This is a genomic window from Thermopolyspora sp. NPDC052614 (genome assembly GCF_040678635.1).
GTDB lineage: Bacteria > Actinomycetota > Actinomycetes > Streptosporangiales > Streptosporangiaceae > Thermopolyspora.
Genome location: NZ_JBFATZ010000021.1, coordinates 15425 through 29705, shown reverse-complemented (window position 1 = coordinate 29705; position 14281 = coordinate 15425). Strand labels below are relative to the sequence as shown.

General features: G+C 69.8%; 18 protein-coding genes and 1 tRNA gene. 4 read left to right on the top strand and 15 right to left on the bottom strand.

Annotated features, from left to right (window positions below; translation table 11 throughout):
- Positions 1–25: 25 nt before the first annotated feature.
- Positions 26–1516, bottom strand: a complete 1491-nt coding sequence (locus AB0K60_RS31430) for a carboxylesterase family protein (RefSeq protein WP_364063357.1) — start codon at positions 1514–1516, stop codon at positions 26–28.
- Between the two features lie 102 nt (positions 1517–1618).
- Here AB0K60_RS31430 and AB0K60_RS31425 point away from each other — a divergent pair, with 102 nt between their 5' ends.
- Positions 1619–2263: a QsdR family transcriptional regulator gene (locus AB0K60_RS31425; protein ID WP_364063354.1), complete on the top strand. Its 645-nt coding sequence runs from the start codon at positions 1619–1621 to the stop codon at positions 2261–2263.
- Positions 2264–2344: 81 nt separating this feature from the next.
- Here AB0K60_RS31425 and AB0K60_RS31420 read toward each other — a convergent pair whose 3' ends face one another.
- The 9 genes from AB0K60_RS31420 to AB0K60_RS31380 form a co-directional block, all read right to left on the bottom strand.
- Positions 2345–2650 (bottom strand): DUF1416 domain-containing protein, encoded by a 306-nt coding sequence (locus AB0K60_RS31420; RefSeq protein ID WP_364063351.1) that lies wholly within the window; start codon positions 2648–2650, stop codon positions 2345–2347.
- A complete protein-coding gene (locus AB0K60_RS31415) occupies positions 2647–3486 on the bottom strand; it encodes a sulfurtransferase (RefSeq protein ID WP_364063348.1) in 840 nt (279 codons plus the stop codon). The genes AB0K60_RS31420 and AB0K60_RS31415 overlap by 4 nt, the downstream gene beginning before the upstream one ends.
- A gap of 12 nt (positions 3487–3498) precedes the next feature.
- Positions 3499–3924, bottom strand: a complete 426-nt coding sequence (locus tag AB0K60_RS31410; RefSeq protein WP_364063345.1) for a DUF4395 domain-containing protein — start codon at positions 3922–3924, stop codon at positions 3499–3501.
- A gap of 79 nt (positions 3925–4003) precedes the next feature.
- A complete protein-coding gene (locus AB0K60_RS31405; protein ID WP_364063342.1) occupies positions 4004–4117 on the bottom strand; it encodes a putative leader peptide in 114 nt (37 codons plus the stop codon).
- Positions 4118–4327: 210 nt separating this feature from the next.
- Positions 4328–4747: a thioredoxin family protein gene (locus AB0K60_RS31400; protein ID WP_364063339.1), complete on the bottom strand. Its 420-nt coding sequence runs from the start codon at positions 4745–4747 to the stop codon at positions 4328–4330.
- 113 nt (positions 4748–4860) lie between these two features.
- Entirely contained in the window at positions 4861–5625 is a 765-nt protein-coding gene (locus AB0K60_RS31395) for a zf-HC2 domain-containing protein (RefSeq protein ID WP_364063336.1), read from the bottom strand.
- A complete protein-coding gene (locus AB0K60_RS31390) occupies positions 5622–6134 on the bottom strand; it encodes a sigma-70 family RNA polymerase sigma factor (protein ID WP_364063333.1) in 513 nt (170 codons plus the stop codon). Before AB0K60_RS31390 ends, AB0K60_RS31395 begins: the two co-directional genes overlap by 4 nt.
- A 31-nt stretch (positions 6135–6165) precedes the next feature.
- Positions 6166–6843, bottom strand: a complete 678-nt coding sequence (locus AB0K60_RS31385) for a DUF2993 domain-containing protein (RefSeq protein WP_364063330.1) — start codon at positions 6841–6843, stop codon at positions 6166–6168.
- A 118-nt stretch (positions 6844–6961) separates the two neighbouring features.
- Positions 6962–7210 carry a MoaD/ThiS family protein gene (locus AB0K60_RS31380; protein WP_364063327.1) on the bottom strand — a complete coding sequence of 83 codons (249 nt, stop codon included), beginning with the start codon at positions 7208–7210 and terminating at the stop codon, positions 6962–6964.
- Positions 7211–7487: 277 nt separating this feature from the next.
- Between AB0K60_RS31380 and AB0K60_RS31375 the strand changes: the two genes are divergently transcribed.
- A complete protein-coding gene (locus tag AB0K60_RS31375) occupies positions 7488–8207 on the top strand; it encodes a response regulator transcription factor (protein WP_364063324.1) in 720 nt (239 codons plus the stop codon).
- Between the two features lie 21 nt (positions 8208–8228).
- On the opposite strand, the gene AB0K60_RS31370 is transcribed toward AB0K60_RS31375, so the two are convergent.
- Positions 8229–9956, bottom strand: coding sequence for a bifunctional metallophosphatase/5'-nucleotidase (locus AB0K60_RS31370; RefSeq protein ID WP_364063321.1), 1728 nt, complete (start codon positions 9954–9956; stop codon positions 8229–8231).
- A gap of 147 nt (positions 9957–10103) precedes the next feature.
- Between AB0K60_RS31370 and mshD the strand changes: the two genes are divergently transcribed.
- Positions 10104–11006, top strand: coding sequence for a mycothiol synthase (mshD, locus tag AB0K60_RS31365; protein WP_364063318.1), 903 nt, complete (start codon positions 10104–10106; stop codon positions 11004–11006).
- Between the two features lie 33 nt (positions 11007–11039).
- Here the strand turns inward: mshD and AB0K60_RS31360 are convergent, their stop codons facing one another.
- The 3 genes from AB0K60_RS31360 to dcd all read right to left on the bottom strand — a co-directional run bounded on the left by AB0K60_RS31360 (position 11040) and on the right by dcd (position 13426).
- Complete coding sequence (locus AB0K60_RS31360; RefSeq protein WP_364063315.1) at positions 11040–12038, bottom strand: inorganic phosphate transporter; 999 nt, start codon at positions 12036–12038, stop codon at positions 11040–11042.
- On the bottom strand, positions 12039–12656 hold the full coding sequence (locus AB0K60_RS31355; protein WP_364063312.1) for a DUF47 family protein: 618 nt from the start codon (positions 12654–12656) through the stop codon (positions 12039–12041).
- 194 nt (positions 12657–12850) lie between these two features.
- Positions 12851–13426 carry a dCTP deaminase gene (gene dcd / locus AB0K60_RS31350; protein WP_364063309.1) on the bottom strand — a complete coding sequence of 192 codons (576 nt, stop codon included), beginning with the start codon at positions 13424–13426 and terminating at the stop codon, positions 12851–12853.
- 325 nt (positions 13427–13751) lie between these two features.
- Here dcd and AB0K60_RS31345 point away from each other — a divergent pair.
- Positions 13752–13825 (top strand) — tRNA-Gly (locus tag AB0K60_RS31345).
- A gap of 101 nt (positions 13826–13926) precedes the next feature.
- Here AB0K60_RS31345 and AB0K60_RS31340 read toward each other — a convergent pair.
- On the bottom strand, positions 13927–14280 hold the full coding sequence (locus tag AB0K60_RS31340) for a tyrosine-type recombinase/integrase (protein WP_364063579.1): 354 nt from the start codon (positions 14278–14280) through the stop codon (positions 13927–13929).
- Position 14281 lies beyond the last annotated feature (1 nt).

The window sequence follows — 14281 nt, the reverse complement described above, 5'->3', positions numbered from 1 at the left end:
CCGCGTCCCAGGCCGGCGCGCGTCGTCATCGAATGCCGTCCCACACCTCGCGCTCGTCGCCGGAGGGGTCGGCGACCTCCTCGACCTTCTCGGTGATCACGCCGGTGGGGCGGCCGGGGACCGTGTACGGGGCCCAGCCGGGATCGCCGTCGGTGATGAAGGAGACCCAGGCGGCGTGCGCGGCGTCGGCGACGGCCTGGGAGGGGTTGTCGCCGATGAGCGGGCGGAGCTCCTCGCGGTTGATCGTGTCGAACACGAAGGGGATCTCGGCCGCGTGACTCGAGCCGAAACCGTGGTTGTCCGGGATGTTCGGGCGGTCGAAGCGGTAGACCCAGGTGGGGGCCGTGCCGGCCGCGGCGCGGGCCTCGGCGATACGCAGGCCCGGAATCCGGAAGAACCAGTCGCTCACCACGGCGGCGAGGACGTCGCCCGGGCTGTCGCCGGGGCGATTACCCCGGTAGACGTCGAGGGCGTCGAGCGTCAGGCCGTAGGCACCGGCGCCCGCGTCGAGGGTGGCGTCGTCGATGAAGTCGATCGCGTTCGGAGCCACCAGGAACAGCCGCGCCTCATCCCGGTTGGAGCCGATCAGAAGCCGGACGTCGCCGCCCTGACCGGCGGCGATGGCCTCCAGCGGATGGGCCGGGAGCACGCTGCCGTCCACCACGGGCGCGAAGGGCAGCAGGCTCGCGGCGATGCGTCCCCACTTCGCCGGGTCGGCGGCCGTCTGCACCTCGGTGACCAGGTCGGAGGCGGCCTGGACGAGCGTGTCGAGGGGGACGTCGCGGATCGCCTCCCGGGTGGGCGGCACGCCCAGGGCCTCGGCCAGGTACTTGGCGACGGTGCGTCCCTCGTCCGCGGTGAGCGTGTGCGCGGCGGCGCCGGACTGGGCGATCGCCTGGGAGAACAGGCCCTCGGCGAGCGGCATGGACAGCAGGGTGGTGACGCTCATCGCGCCGGCCGACTCGCCGGCGACGGTGACGCGGTCGGGGTCGCCGCCGAAGGCCGCGATGTTCTCCCGCACCCAGCGCAGGGCCGCGATCTGGTCGAGCAGTCCGAGGTTGGCCACGTCGTCGCCGACGTACAGGAAGCCCTCCGCCGAGAGGCGGTAGTTGATCGTGACGCAGACGACACCGTCACGGGCGAAGGCGCTGCCGTCGTACGCGCCGACGGATCCGGAGCCGTTCATGAACGACCCGCCGTGGATCCACACGAGCACCGGAAGGCCGGACGCGCCCGGGTCGGGGGTCCAGATGTTCAGGTTCAGGCACTCGTCGCCGGGGATGACGACCTCGGGGAACAGCGGCTGATACTGCGGGGGGTAGTCGCCCTTGGGGGTGGTCGGGCCGTACTCGGTCGCCTTGCGGACGCCCGTCCACGGCTCCACGGGCTGCGGAGGCCGCATGCGATTGGCGCCGAACGGAGCCGCCGCGTAGGGCACTCCAAGGAAGGCGGTCACCCCGCCCACCGTCCGGCCTTCCAGTTCTCCGCCGCGAACCGTCACTCTCGGAGCGTGCATCGCATTTCCTATCTGTTGCGACGATGCTACATCCATCGGGAATGGTGCATACTGTCCCTCGTGTCAGCATGGGTGTCAACACTCGATTCGGGGAGGAGTGCCATGGCCTCCGATGCCACCGGGACACCGCTGCGGCGCAGCCTGACCGGCACCGCTCCGGCACGACCCGGGCCGCTGGACGCGCTGCGCGCGGCGCACCGCGTGTTCCAGGCGGGGCGGCGCGTGGACATGCAGGCGATCGCCCGCACGCTGGGGGTGGACCGGGCGACGCTGTACCGATGGGTGGGCTCGCGGGAGCAGTTGCTCGTCGAGGTGCTGTGGAACCAGATGAGCAAGACGATCCAGCGCCTGCGCGCGCCCTCGGCCGACGGCGTGCGGGCGTCGGCCGCCGACATCGTGACCGGCGCCACGCAGGCGGCGATGACGAGTCCGGGGATGCGGAGCTTTTTGGAGCGCGAGGGCGAGCTGGCGCTGAAGCTGCTCACCACGAAGGCCGCCGACTTCCAGCGGCGGCTCATCAAGCTGATCGCCGACGTCATCGAGGAGGATCGGCGCGACGGCCGCCTGTGCGGCAGCGTGCCCCCGGAGGACCTGCCCTATCTGGTCGTACGCGTGATGGAGTCGTACGTCTACACGAGCCTGATCACGGGCGAGGAACCGGACACCGAGCGCGCCTCCCGCGCGATTCACGCGCTGCTGCCCGGGGCGAAGCCGGCGTCACGGCAGGGCGACGGCGGGCGGAAATGACGAAACCGGCACCCCGCGGGCGCGGGATGCCGGTCCCAGTGCCGGTCTCGATGCCGGTTGCGACTGAGGCGGACGGCGTCGTCAGACGGCGACCTGGAGCTGGGCGACCTCGCCGAGCTTCGCCTCGACCCGGACGTCCTTGGTCACGCCGCCGCCGGCGATGATGCGGACCGTCCAGGAACCCGGGGCGGCGAAGAAGCGGAACACGCCCTCCTCGGACACGACGACCTCGCCGGTGAACTCACCGGAGTCGTCGAGCAGGCGGGCGTAGGCCGTGCCGGCGCCCGTCACGACGCCCTGGATCACCGACTGGTTCGTCAGGTCGATGCCCGCCGGTAGGGCGATCGTCTGCTCGGGCGCACCGCACCCCTGAGCCTGTGTGGTCATCGGGCCTCTCCCAACTCGATCGGCACGCCCACCAGCGAGCCGTACTCGGTCCACGAACCGTCGTAGTTCTTCACGTTCGGCTGCCCGAGGAGCTCGTGCAGCACGAACCAGGTGTGCGCGGAGCGCTCCCCGATGCGGCAGTAGGCGATGGTGTCCTTGTTGAAGTCGACGCCCGCCTCCCCGTAGAGGGCGCGCAGCTCCTCGTCGGACTTGAAGGTGCCGTCGTCGTTGGCCGCCTTCGACCACGGGATGTTGCGCGCGGTGGGCACGTGGCCGGCCCGCTGCGCCTGCTCCTGCGGCAGGTGGGCGGGCGCGAGCAGCTTGCCGGTGAACTCGTCGGGCGAGCGGACGTCGACGAGGTTGAGCTTGCCGATCGCGGCGACCACGTCGTCGCGGAAGGCGCGGATGGCGGTGTCCTGGTCCTTGGCCACGTACGTGGTGCGCGGACGCGAGGGCACCTCCTCGACCAGCTCGCGGGAGTCCAGCTCCCACTTCTTGCGGCCGCCGTCGAGCAGCTTCACGTTCTCGTGGCCGTAAAGCTTGAAGTACCAGTAGGCGTAGGCGGCGAACCAGTTGTTGTTGCCGCCGTAGAGCACGACGGTGTCGTCGTTGGCGATCCCCCGCTCGGACAGCAGGGCCTCGAAGCCCGCCTTGTCGACGAAGTCGCGGCGGACCGGGTCCTGCAGGTCCTTCCGCCAGTCGATCTTCACGGCGCCACGGATGTGCGCCTTGTCGTAGGCGCTGGTGTCCTCGTCGACCTCGACGATGACGACACCCGGGGTGTCGAGGTTGGCCTCGACCCAGTCGGCATCCACCAGTACGGCGGAGCGGCTCATGAGTTCCTCCCGTTATCGGGTTGCGGCGGGCATTAGTCGTTTGAGGATCAGGTACATTTCGCAGCCCAGGCAGAAACCGAAGGCGGCGTTGAGGAACGCGGCGAGCAGGGCGAGCGCGGTGGCCCCCAGCGCCAGCGGGGTGAGCCCCACGGCGAACCCGATCAGACCGGCCACGGCGCACACCAGGCCGACGCTCTGCGCGAAGCGGGGCGGCGCGGCGTCCTCAAGCTCGGCGGGCGGCCCCAGCCTCGGCCGGACCAGCGCCTTGAACACCAGCCCGTACGGCGACCGATCGACCGCGCCGAGCGCGAAGACGACGGCCTGCGCGGCGAGCAGCCACGCCCAGCCCGTCACGAGGACGAGCGCGAGAACGACGGTGGTGACAGCCGCACCGAAGCGCGGGCCGCGAGGATCAACCTGAGGTGATTGAGGTGACATCTCGGAGACTCCGCATCATGGGGTCCGTACCGAAGACGGCCGTGATCGGTTACGGGCGTCGGCCCGCGTTCGATCGCCCTCAGGCGGCGTGACAGAGCGCGGTGGCGACGCGGCAGAAGTCGACCGCGCGTCGCTTGGTAAGCAGCTCTGTCGTGGGAGTCACGTCCACGACAGTACCTCGCTGTCCCGCCATCTGTCACATCCCTGTCCGCGTAATGAGACGGATCGGTAAAGGCGACGAAATGTCGCCATCCCTGCCCGTCGGCTCGGCGCGCCGAACCCGCCTGTCCAGTCAAGCAGGCGCCCGCGAGCGTGCGGTCACCGGCCCCTCTTTTTCCCCCGCTTTTCGCCTGCCCGGCCCCTTTCGCCTGGTTTGTTCGCCTGGTTCGCGGGGGCGGCCGGCTCAGGCGGGCCGGTCCCCGATCGCCTCGCCCAGCGCCGCGATGACGTCGACCTTGCGCGGCTGCCCGGACGCCCGCCTCGTCACCCGGCCCGCCGCGTCCAGCACGAGCACGGTGGGCGTGCGCATGACGCCGAACCGGCGCACCAGGTCCAGCCGGGACTCGGCGTCGATCTCGATGTGGGCCACCCCCGGCACCATGGCCGCGACGTCCGCGAGCACCCGGCGGGTCGCCCGGCACGGCTGACAGAAGGCGGTGGAGAACTGCACCAGCGTGGCCCGCTCGCCGAGCCCCTCGCCCAGGTCCGCCCCGGTCACCTGCACGGCGCCGCCCTCCTCCGGTTTCGTTCTGGCGCGTCTGAGCGCGGCGCCGCGGCGCAGCAGCAGCCCGATCACGGTGCCGATCGCCAGGGTCGCACCCATGATCACTAAACCGTCCATCGCCATCGGCAACAGCGTTTGATACGGGATAATTCCCGCCAAATCACTAGGGAACGGCCGTGCCGTACCGGTGAATCCGTGCCGTACCGGTGAATCTAGGCGGTGACCCGCAGGAGCAGGTCGCCCTTGGGGGTGACCAGGTCGATGCGCCGGATGTTGTCCAACGCGATGGCCGTCGAGCCGGAGAAGCTGGCCACCTCGCCGTTGCTGGCGCGGATCGTCCAGCTCGCCGCCTGCTCGCGGGTGCCGTCCTTGGCGACCACGATCACGTTGCACTTGGTGCCGCGGGCCACCCCGCCCAGCGACACCCCGACCTCGGTCCCGCCCTCGCCCGAGCGCAGCCGCAGCACCGCGCGCACGTCCCCGTCGCTCGCGGTGAGCTCGCGCGCCGTCTTCTCGCTGGGCGGCACGGTGATCGTCGTGGTCGGCTCCTTCGCCCCCCGCGCCGCGGCGCTGTCGGCGGCGGCCTCCGGCGCCGACTCGGCGGCCGGGGCGGGCCGCGCGGCCACCGCGGTGGTGTCCGCCGCCTGCTGACTGGTGTAGATCCAGAACGACCCGCCGACGACCCCGATGACGACCGAGGCGGCGATGGTCAGCACGGCCTGGGTGATCCTACGGCGGCGGGTGGTCACCTTCAGCATGCGGTCCAGCACCGCCCGGGGAGGGCGGGCGGCCTGCTCGATGTCGGCCTCGGTGACCCGTCCGAGCAGGTCGGGCAGGCCGAGGAACTCGTCGGCCTCCACCCGGCAGAACGGGCACCAGGCCAGGTGCTCGTAGACGTCGGCCGCCTCGCGCGAATCGAGCGAGCCGAGCACGTAGGCGCCGAGCGCCATCCTGACGTCGTCGCAGTCCACGCTCATGGCGCCAGCCCCCGTTCCTCAAGCGCCAGCTTGAGCGCACGAAGCGCGTAATAGGTGCGTGATTTGACCGTCCCGGGAGGGATCCCCAGGATCTCCGACGCCTCCTTCACGGATCGTCCCCGGTAGTAGGTCTCCAAAAGCACCTCGCGGTGCTCGGGTCGCAGCGCGGCCAGCGCCTCGGCGATCGCCCAGGACTCGACGGCGCGTTCCAGTTCGTCCTCGCCGGACAACACGGCGAGCGCCTCGTCGCCGGTCTCCTGCGGCCGTGACCTGCGGGCGCGGTGCTGGTCGACGACGAGGTTGCGCGCGACCGTGAACAACCAGGCGCGCGCCGGCCGGGTGGCCAGCACGTCCGGGTTGCGCCACGCGCGCAACAACGTCTCCTGCACGACATCCTCCGCCCGTCCCGGGTCACCGGTCAGTCGCAATACGTAGCCGTATAATGGCCCCGCGTGATCGTCGAAGAGGGCTCGGATGAGCTGCTCATCGGCGGTTCCGGCGTGGCTCACACTCAAATGACGTACGGCGCGGCCGGCCGGTTCAACCCTTCAGCGGGACATCCTTCGCGGTCGCCTCGACGGCGAGGCCCTCGGCGGTGGACCGTACCTTTGTGATCTTCAGGTTGAGCGGGAGATCCTTGACGGGCACGGTCCAGGAGATCATGCTCGCGGCGTCCGGCACGGGGATGCCGCCGGCCACCTTGACGTCGGTCGGCCGCAGCCGGATGCCGCCGCGGACGACCTCCAGCCGCATCGTCGCGGTCACCGGGACCCGCACGTTCCGCACGTTGATCGTGCCGGAGACGCGCAGCGAGTCGTCGCCGCCGCCCTCGACCTTGATGCCCTTGGGCGCGCGGGCGTCCACGGTCTGCTTGGAGATCACCACGGTGCCGATCACCTCGTCCACGGTGATCTTCGCCTGGCTCGCCAGCAGGTCGTTGAGCTGGGCGTTGACCCCCAGCAGGCGGGCCTCGATGCGGGAGAGGCGGACGTTGTCGCGGCTGAACGCGCCCATCGAGATGGTGATCTCGTCGTACCGGCCGAAGATCGCCTGGGTGAGGAAGGGGATGCCCTGCACCTCGACGGTCGGCGTGGCGTTGAGGTCGTAGCGCGCCTCGATCTGCCGGGCGATCTCCCGTTGCACGCCGGCCACCGCGACGCGATCGAGGATCGCGAGCACGATGGCGAGCAGGATCAGGAACACCAGCAGTTTGCGCATTCCGTCTCCTTCGGGGGCCGCCGGGGGAGATCCACTTGGTCCAGCCTAGCCGGGCCGGGCCCCGCTCCCCCGGCGTACGCGGCCGAAACCCGCGGGAATCACGGCCGTAACCGCGCGGTCAGCCTCCCGCGAAGGGCGGCAGCACCTCGACCGTCGCGCCGTCGGAAAGCCGCACCGTGTCGGGGTCGCGCCGCCCCGCGGGGGCCCCGTCGACCAGAAACGAGCACCGGGCGAGCACCCGCTCCAGGTCAGGGTTTCTTGTGATTTTCTTCACTAGTTCGCCAAGGGTTTCGGCCTCGAAGGGCTCCTCGGCGACTCCCGCCGCCGCCTTGGCCGCAGCCCAGTAGCGGACCGTACCAGTCGCCATTTTGCCTACACCGCCCAATAAATCGGCTTATCGCGTCGATATCCGGTCATAACATTTGCGTACCCTCTGTGAACGCGCGGATACGATGGTTTTCCGCGTACGTCAGCGTTCACAGCGCGGACGCGCTATGGCCACAAACTTCTCGTCGGCTATCCTCACCTACTGACGGGACCTGGGCGACGTTGCCCCCGGGTCCTTACGTGTTTCTACGGCTGAACGCCGGACCGACACGGCCAGGCGGATCGTCCTCGGGCGAGCCGACGACGAAGGAGGTTTCGTGAGCAACCTGCTCCTTCTCACCAACGCGCTCGAACCGTCCTCGGAGGTGCTTCCGGCGCTGGGGCTGCTGCTCCACTCGGTCCGCGTCGCCCCCGCGGAGGGCTCGGCCCTGATCGACGCCCCGCCCGCCGACGCCGTGCTCGTCGACGCCCGGCGTGAGCTCGTCCAGGCCAAGGGCCTGTGCCGGCTGCTGCGCACCACCGGCCTCGACTGCCCGCTGCTGGTCATCGTGACCGAGGGCGGCCTGGCGGCGATGACCGCCGAGTGGGGCGCCGACGACGTCCTGCTCGACACGGCGGGCCCGGCCGAGGTCGAGGCCCGGCTGCGCATGGCGATCGGCAAGCTGTCGCTGGCCGCCGCCGAGGAGGTCCCGGACGAGATCCGCAGCGGCGACCTCGCCATCGACGAGGCGACCTACACCGCGCGACTGCGCGGCCGGGCGCTGGACCTGACGTTCAAGGAGTTCGAGCTGCTGAAGTACCTCGCGCAGCACCCGGGCCGGGTTTTCACCCGCGCCCAGCTGCTGCAGGAGGTCTGGGGCTACGACTACTTCGGCGGCACCCGCACGGTGGACGTGCATGTGCGGCGGCTGCGGGCCAAGCTCGGCGCCGAGTACGAGTCGCTCATCGGCACCGTGCGCAACGTCGGCTACCGGTTCGTGCCGGACCGCGGCGGCGAACACGCCGAGAGCTCCGAGCCCGCGCCCGTCCGCCACTGAGGCGGACGGGCGCGGCTCGTCTCAGCCCGCCAGCGTGATCCTGTTGGTCGCGGGCGGGGACAGCGGTGAGTGCGCGGCGAAGTAGTTCACCAGCGCGTCGATGTCGAGCGGGCCGCTCCACAGGTCGGTGCCCTGGGTGAAGACGGTGAAGCCGTCTCCGCCGCCGATCAGGAAGTTGTTCGCCGCGACCCGGTACGAGGCCGTGTCGCTGATCGGCTGCCCGTTGATCTTGATGTCGGAGACCCGGTTCCCGATGGGCTGCGACAGGTTCATCGTGTACGTCAGCGACGACGACGGCTGCAGGATGCGCACCAGCGCGCCGTTGTTCTGCCACTGCTGCTCAAGCAGCGCGTCGAGCTGGGCGCCGGTGAGCGTGACCACCTGCATGAGGTTGTTGAACGGCTGCACGGTGAACGCCTCGCCGTACGTCACCACCCCGTCGCCCTCCGAGCCGCTCTGCGCGAAGGTGAAGTCGGCGCGTACGCCGCCGGGGTTCATCAGCGCGATGACGGCGCCGCCGCCGTCCTTGGTCGCCTCGAGCTGAGCGTCGGCGATCAGGTCGCCGAGCGGGGTCTCGCCGGTGAGCGACGGCGCCTCCCGGGTGAGGTCGGCGGTGATGGTGCCGATCGCCCGGTTCGACACCGCGGCCGAGCGGTCCTTCCAGGTCTGCACCAGCGCGGCGATCTTCGGGTCGGGCGTGACGGTGCGGGTCACCACGTGGTTGTCGGCCACGACCGACGAGCGCACGACGTCCTTGGTCTTCTTGTCGACCTGGAAGTCGAGCGTGGTGAGCACCCGGCCGAACGACGAGCCCTGGGTGAAGACGCGCTCCTTGCCCGCCGGGTCCGTGGTGCGGCAGATGTACGCCTGGTGGGAGTGCCCCATGACGACGATGTCCACATCGGGGCTGAGCCCGGTGGCGATGCGGGAGCCGGCCGACGGCAGGATCGGGCAGGCGTCCGGGCTGGCGTTGGGGGTGATCTGGTCGCCCTCGTGCACGAGCGCCACGATGGCCTGCACCCCGGCGGCCTTGAGCAGCTTCGCCGCGCGGTTGCCCGCCTCGACCTCGTCGGTGAAGTTCAGCCCGGCGATGCCGGAGGCGGTGACGATCGACGGAGTGGTCTGGGTGACGAGCCCGATGAAGCCGACCCGCACGCCGTTGATCGTCTTGACCGTGACGGGCGGCAGCACCCAGCGGTCGATGATGCCGTCCCGTAGCACGTTCGCGGCCAGGTAGGTGAAGGCCGCGCCCTTGTAGCGACCGGCCGGGGAGCAGCCGTCCACCGGGTGGCAGCCGCCCTTCTGGATGCGCTGGAGCTCCTTGATGCCCTCGTCGAACTCGTGGTTGCCCACGGACGAGACGTCGAGCCCCATCGCGCCGAGCACCTCGATGGTGGGCTCGTCGTGGTACGCGGCCGAGAGCAGCGGCGTCGCGCCGATCAGGTCGCCGGCGGCCACCACCAGGCTGTTCTTGTTGACCAGGGACTTCAGGTGGGTGGCCATAAAGGCGGCGCCGCCCGCATCGACGGTGGCGCCGTTCTCGTCCACGATCCGGCCGCTCGAGCCGGCGGGCGGCTCAAGGTTGCCGTGGAAGTCGTTGATGGCGACCAGCCGTACCGGGACGGTCTTGGAGGCGGGTGGCTTGGGCGGCTTCGGGAACGCCGTGGCGGGGCCCACCGCCAGGGCTAAGCCCGACGCCGCGATGGTCGCCGCGAGGGCGATGCGCATGATGGTTCGGGGGGTCATCATGAACCCAGACACTAGATGTGTTACCCAAGCGCAGAATGTCACAAAGGTTACGATTGCCCGGCAGATGATCTGGCGTTTTTTGCCAGTGGACAGGCATTTGGGCAGCCCGTTGACATGCGGCCGGTAATGCCCGCCTAGGGTGCGCATATGGAGACGCGCGTGGAGATCCGGGGACGGCTCGGCGAAGACGAGGTGGCCGCCGTGCTGGCGGTCGTCGAGGCGGCGACCGAGGCCGACGGCGTACGGCCGCTCAACGAACACGTCATGCTTCACCTCCGGTACGGCGGCGACGAGCAGGCGCGCGCCGTGCTGCTGTACGCGGGCGACCGGCTCGCCGGATACGCGCACGTGGACCCCACCGACGCGGTGGAGGGCCCCAGCGGCGAACTGGTGATCCACCCGGACTTCCGCCGCCGCGGCCTCGGGCGGCGCCTGCTGGAGGCGGTGCTCGCCGAGACCGGCGGGCGGCTGCGCCTGTGGGCGCACGGCGGCCACCCCGGGGCCGAGCGGCTGGCGGCGTCGGCAGGCTTCGAGCGGGTGCGCAGCCTGTGGCAGATGCGGCGCAGCCTGTTCGCCGCGTTCCCGGACCCGGTCGTACCCGAGGGCGTACGGCTCGACACCTTCCGCCCCGGCGAGGACGAACAGGAGTGGATCGGCGTCAACGCCCGCGCGTTCGCCACGCACCCCGAGCAGGGCGCGTGGACGATCGAGGACCTCAAGCGCCGCGAGCAGGAGCCCTGGTTCGACCCGGCCGGCTTCATCACGGCCCGGCGGGACGGGCGGCTCGTCGGCTTCCACTGGACCAAGATCCACGGCGACGGCGAGCACGCGCACGAGCCGCTCGGCGAGGTCTACGTGGTGGGGGTGGATCCGTCGCAGCAGGGCACCGGCCTCGGCCGGGCGCTCACCCTCGCGGGCCTGCGGCACCTGCGCGCCCGCGGCCTCGCCCAGGCCATGCTGTACGTGGACGAGGCCAACACCCCGGCGATCCGGTTGTACGAGTCGCTCGGCTTCACCCGCTGGGACACCGACGTGATGTACCGGCGCTGAGCACTACTCCACTGGGCACTACTCCACTGGGCACTACTCCAGGAGCCAGTGGAAGGCGAGGTACGTCACGGCCGCCACCAACGCGGCGGCCGGAATGGTGAGCACCCACGCGGTGACGATGTTGCCCGCCACGCCCCAGCGCACCGCGGACAGCCGCTTGGTGGCGCCCACACCCATGATGGCGCTGGTGATGGTGTGGGTGGTCGAGATCGGCGCGCCGAAGCCCATCGCGGCGACGTACAGGATGGCGGCGGACGCCGTCTCGGCGGCGAACCCCTGCGGGGGCGCTAGGGCGATGATGCGGCGGCCGAGCGTGCGCATGATGCGCCAGCCGCCCGCGTACGTGCCGAGGGAGATCGCGCCCGCCGCGGCGATGATCACCCACTGCGGGATGGAGTCGCCCTGGTTGGCGTAGCCGCCGACCACCAGCGCCAGGAAGATCACGCCCATCGTCTTCTGCGCGTCCTGCAACCCGTGGCCGAGCGCCATCGCGGCGGCCGAGAAGGTCTGCGCGTACCGGAACCCGCGGGCCGCCCTGCCCGGGTTGGCCCGCCGGAAGATCCAGAGAATGCCGATCATGACTCCGCCGGCGAGCAGGAAGCCGGCCAGCGGCGAGACGACCATGGGGATGACGACCTTCTCCACCACGCCGTCCCAGTGCACCGCCGACGCCGACGCCAGCGCCGAGCCGACCAGGCCGCCGATCAGGGCGTGGCTGCTCGACGATGGCAGGCCGAAGTACCAGGTGATCAAATTCCAGCTGATCGCCCCGACCAGCCCGGCGCCCACGACCACCAGCCCGTGGCTGCCGTTGGGCGCGTCGATGATGCCGCTGCCCACGGTCTGCGCCACCTGGGTGCCGAGGTGGGCGCCCAGGAAGTTCATCGCCGCCGCCATCAGCAGGGCGGCGCGGGGGGTGAGCGCTCGCGTGGAGACCGAGGTCGCGATCGCGTTCGCGGCGTCGTGGAAACCGTTGGTGTAGTCGAAGACCAAGGCGACGACGATGACGCCGATGACGAGTGCGAGCTCCACTTAGCCTTCCTTGAGCGAGATCGACTCGATCGTGTTCGCCACGTGCTCGAAGGCGTCGGCGGCCATCTCCAGCTGGTCGATGACCTCCTTCATCTTCAGCACGGTCAGCGCGTCGAACTCACCGCCGAAAAGCTTGGCCAGGAGCCGCCGGTAGATCTGGTCCGCCTGGTTCTCCAGCCGGTTGATCTCGATCCAGTACTCGTTCAGGTTCTTCATCGAGCGCAGCCGGGGCATCGCCTCGGCGGTCAGCTCGGAGGCCCGCTCCAGCACCTCGACCTGCCGTACGACCTCCTTGGGAAGGTGCTCGATCTGGTAGAGGCCGATCAGGTCCGCCGCGGCGTCCATGTAGTCCATGATGTCGTCGAGGTTGGACGCCAGCCGGTAGATGTCCTCGCGGTCGAACGGCGTAATGAAGCTCTCGTTGAGCCGCCTCATGATCGCGTGAGTGTGCTCGTCACCCGCGTGCTCGCACGCGGCCATCTTCGTGATCAAAGCATCCCGGTCCGTGCCGACGCTGATGATCTCAACCAGCAGCCGAGACGCCGTGACCAGGTTGTTCGCGGAGGCCGCGAACAGCTCGTAGTAACTGTCCTCACGGGGTGTGAGACGGAGGCGCACGTCGATCTCCAGATGTGCGGGGACGGTCCGCCAAGAAGAGTACGGGTTACCAGCAGGGACACGAACGCCGCCATCCGTTCTCCGGCCCGTAACCTCCCGTTCTCCTTGTCGTTGCCCGGCCAGTGTGCCCTAACACCGGCCCTTGACGACACCGGCCATCGCTCGTTGGGGAGGTCGGAATACTCGGATGGCGTCTAGATACGGGTCCGATGGAAGTTGAGGTAGGACCGGCTCGGCGTAGGACCCCGCTGCCCCTGATACCGCGATCCACACCGCGCCGAGCCGTACGGGAACTCGGCAGGCGAACTAAGCCGGAACATACACAACTGCCCGATCTTCATCCCCGGCCACAACTTGATCGGCAGCGTCGCCACGTTGGACAACTCCAACGTCACATGCCCCTCGAACCCCGGATCGATGAACCCGGCCGTCGAATGCGTCAACAGCCCAAGCCGCCCCAGACTCGACTTCCCCTCCAGCCGCGAGGCGATGTCATCCGGCAAACTGATCACCTCGTACGTCGAGGCGAGCACGAACTCCCCCGGATGCAGTATGAACGGCTCCTCCCCCTCCGGCTCCACCAGCCGCGTCAGATCAGGCTGCTCCACCGCCGGATCGATGTGCGGATACCGATGGTTCTCGAACACCCGAAAGTACCGGTCCAGCCGCACGTCGATACTCGACGGCTGCACCATCTCCACGTCATAGGGATCGAGCTTCACTCGCCCCGACTCAATCTCGGCCCGAATATCTCGGTCGGAAAGCAACACGCCCGCAACCTATCAACCACACCCCCACCCCGCCCCACCCCCAATCCCCTCCACCTCCCCCACCTGCCCTCTCCCCACCCCCGACCCGCCCCCGACCCGCCCCCGATCCGCCACGGCCACCTCCACCCACGCCACGCCCCTCCCCCGAACCCCCACAGAGCCTCCCGTGCCCCACCCCGCGACACGCCGTCCCTCCGGACACCCCACCAGCCCGCCCCGCCGCCCCCTCATCCCGCTGAGCGGAAAGAACTGCCGCACCCCTCCCGACAGCACCCCCAACTTTCCGCTACAGTGGTGTCCGCCGGTCGGCTCAAGAGCCGGCCACGCGGGTGTAGTTCAATGGCAGAACATCAGCTTCCCAAGCTGACAGCGCGGGTTCGATTCCCGTCACCCGCTCCACGACCGAAGGCCCAGGTCAGGGGCGATTCTCCGACTAGGGCCTTGATCTTTTCTGGGGCTTGTTGATCTCCGCGTGCCATTAGCGTGCCATTAGGTCCGGATCAGCTCACCGGCGTCAGCGTCCCGGCCGCGCCGTCCTCGTCGTCGTCTCGATCGTTGATCTGCCGATCGATGGCGTCCGTGATCGTCGTGTCTGCGCCCCGTACGGCGTGCTGGTAGATCATCGCGGCCCGTACGTTGTCGTGACCCATCCGGGCCATCAGGTCCTTGAGGCCCGCGCCCGACTCGGCGGCGAGCATGTTCCCCGTGTGGCGAAGATCGTGGAAGTGCAGGCCGGGAAGGCCCATGTCCTTGACGATGTCCATCCATCGGGTCCGGGTGTTGAAGCCGCTGCGCCGGAGGGCCCGCCCTTGACCCCGGTGAAGACGAGCGCCCCAGGATCGTCCGCGACGTATG

Excerpts from the sequence above, each read along its gene's own strand:
- AB0K60_RS31400 (WP_364063339.1), bottom strand. The coding sequence starts at position 4,747 with ATGGGTGCGACCCTGGCGATCGGCACCGTGATCGGGCTGCTGCTGCGC.
- AB0K60_RS31410 (WP_364063345.1), bottom strand. The coding sequence starts at position 3,924 with ATGTCACCTCAATCACCTCAGGTTGATCCTCGCGGCCCGCGCTTCGGT.
- AB0K60_RS31425 (WP_364063354.1), top strand. The coding sequence starts at position 1,619 with ATGGCCTCCGATGCCACCGGGACACCGCTGCGGCGCAGCCTGACCGGC.
- AB0K60_RS31420 (WP_364063351.1), bottom strand. The coding sequence starts at position 2,650 with ATGACCACACAGGCTCAGGGGTGCGGTGCGCCCGAGCAGACGATCGCC.
- AB0K60_RS31370 (WP_364063321.1), bottom strand. The coding sequence starts at position 9,956 with ATGATGACCCCCCGAACCATCATGCGCATCGCCCTCGCGGCGACCATC.
- AB0K60_RS31380 (WP_364063327.1), bottom strand. The coding sequence starts at position 7,210 with ATGGCGACTGGTACGGTCCGCTACTGGGCTGCGGCCAAGGCGGCGGCG.
- AB0K60_RS31430 (WP_364063357.1), bottom strand. The coding sequence starts at position 1,516 with ATGCACGCTCCGAGAGTGACGGTTCGCGGCGGAGAACTGGAAGGCCGG.
- AB0K60_RS31395 (WP_364063336.1), bottom strand. The coding sequence starts at position 5,625 with ATGAGCGTGGACTGCGACGACGTCAGGATGGCGCTCGGCGCCTACGTG.
- AB0K60_RS31415 (WP_364063348.1), bottom strand. The coding sequence starts at position 3,486 with ATGAGCCGCTCCGCCGTACTGGTGGATGCCGACTGGGTCGAGGCCAAC.
- AB0K60_RS31385 (WP_364063330.1), bottom strand. The coding sequence starts at position 6,843 with ATGCGCAAACTGCTGGTGTTCCTGATCCTGCTCGCCATCGTGCTCGCG.
- mshD (WP_364063318.1), top strand. The coding sequence starts at position 10,104 with ATGGAGACGCGCGTGGAGATCCGGGGACGGCTCGGCGAAGACGAGGTG.
- AB0K60_RS31405 (WP_364063342.1), bottom strand. The coding sequence starts at position 4,117 with ATGGCGGGACAGCGAGGTACTGTCGTGGACGTGACTCCCACGACAGAG.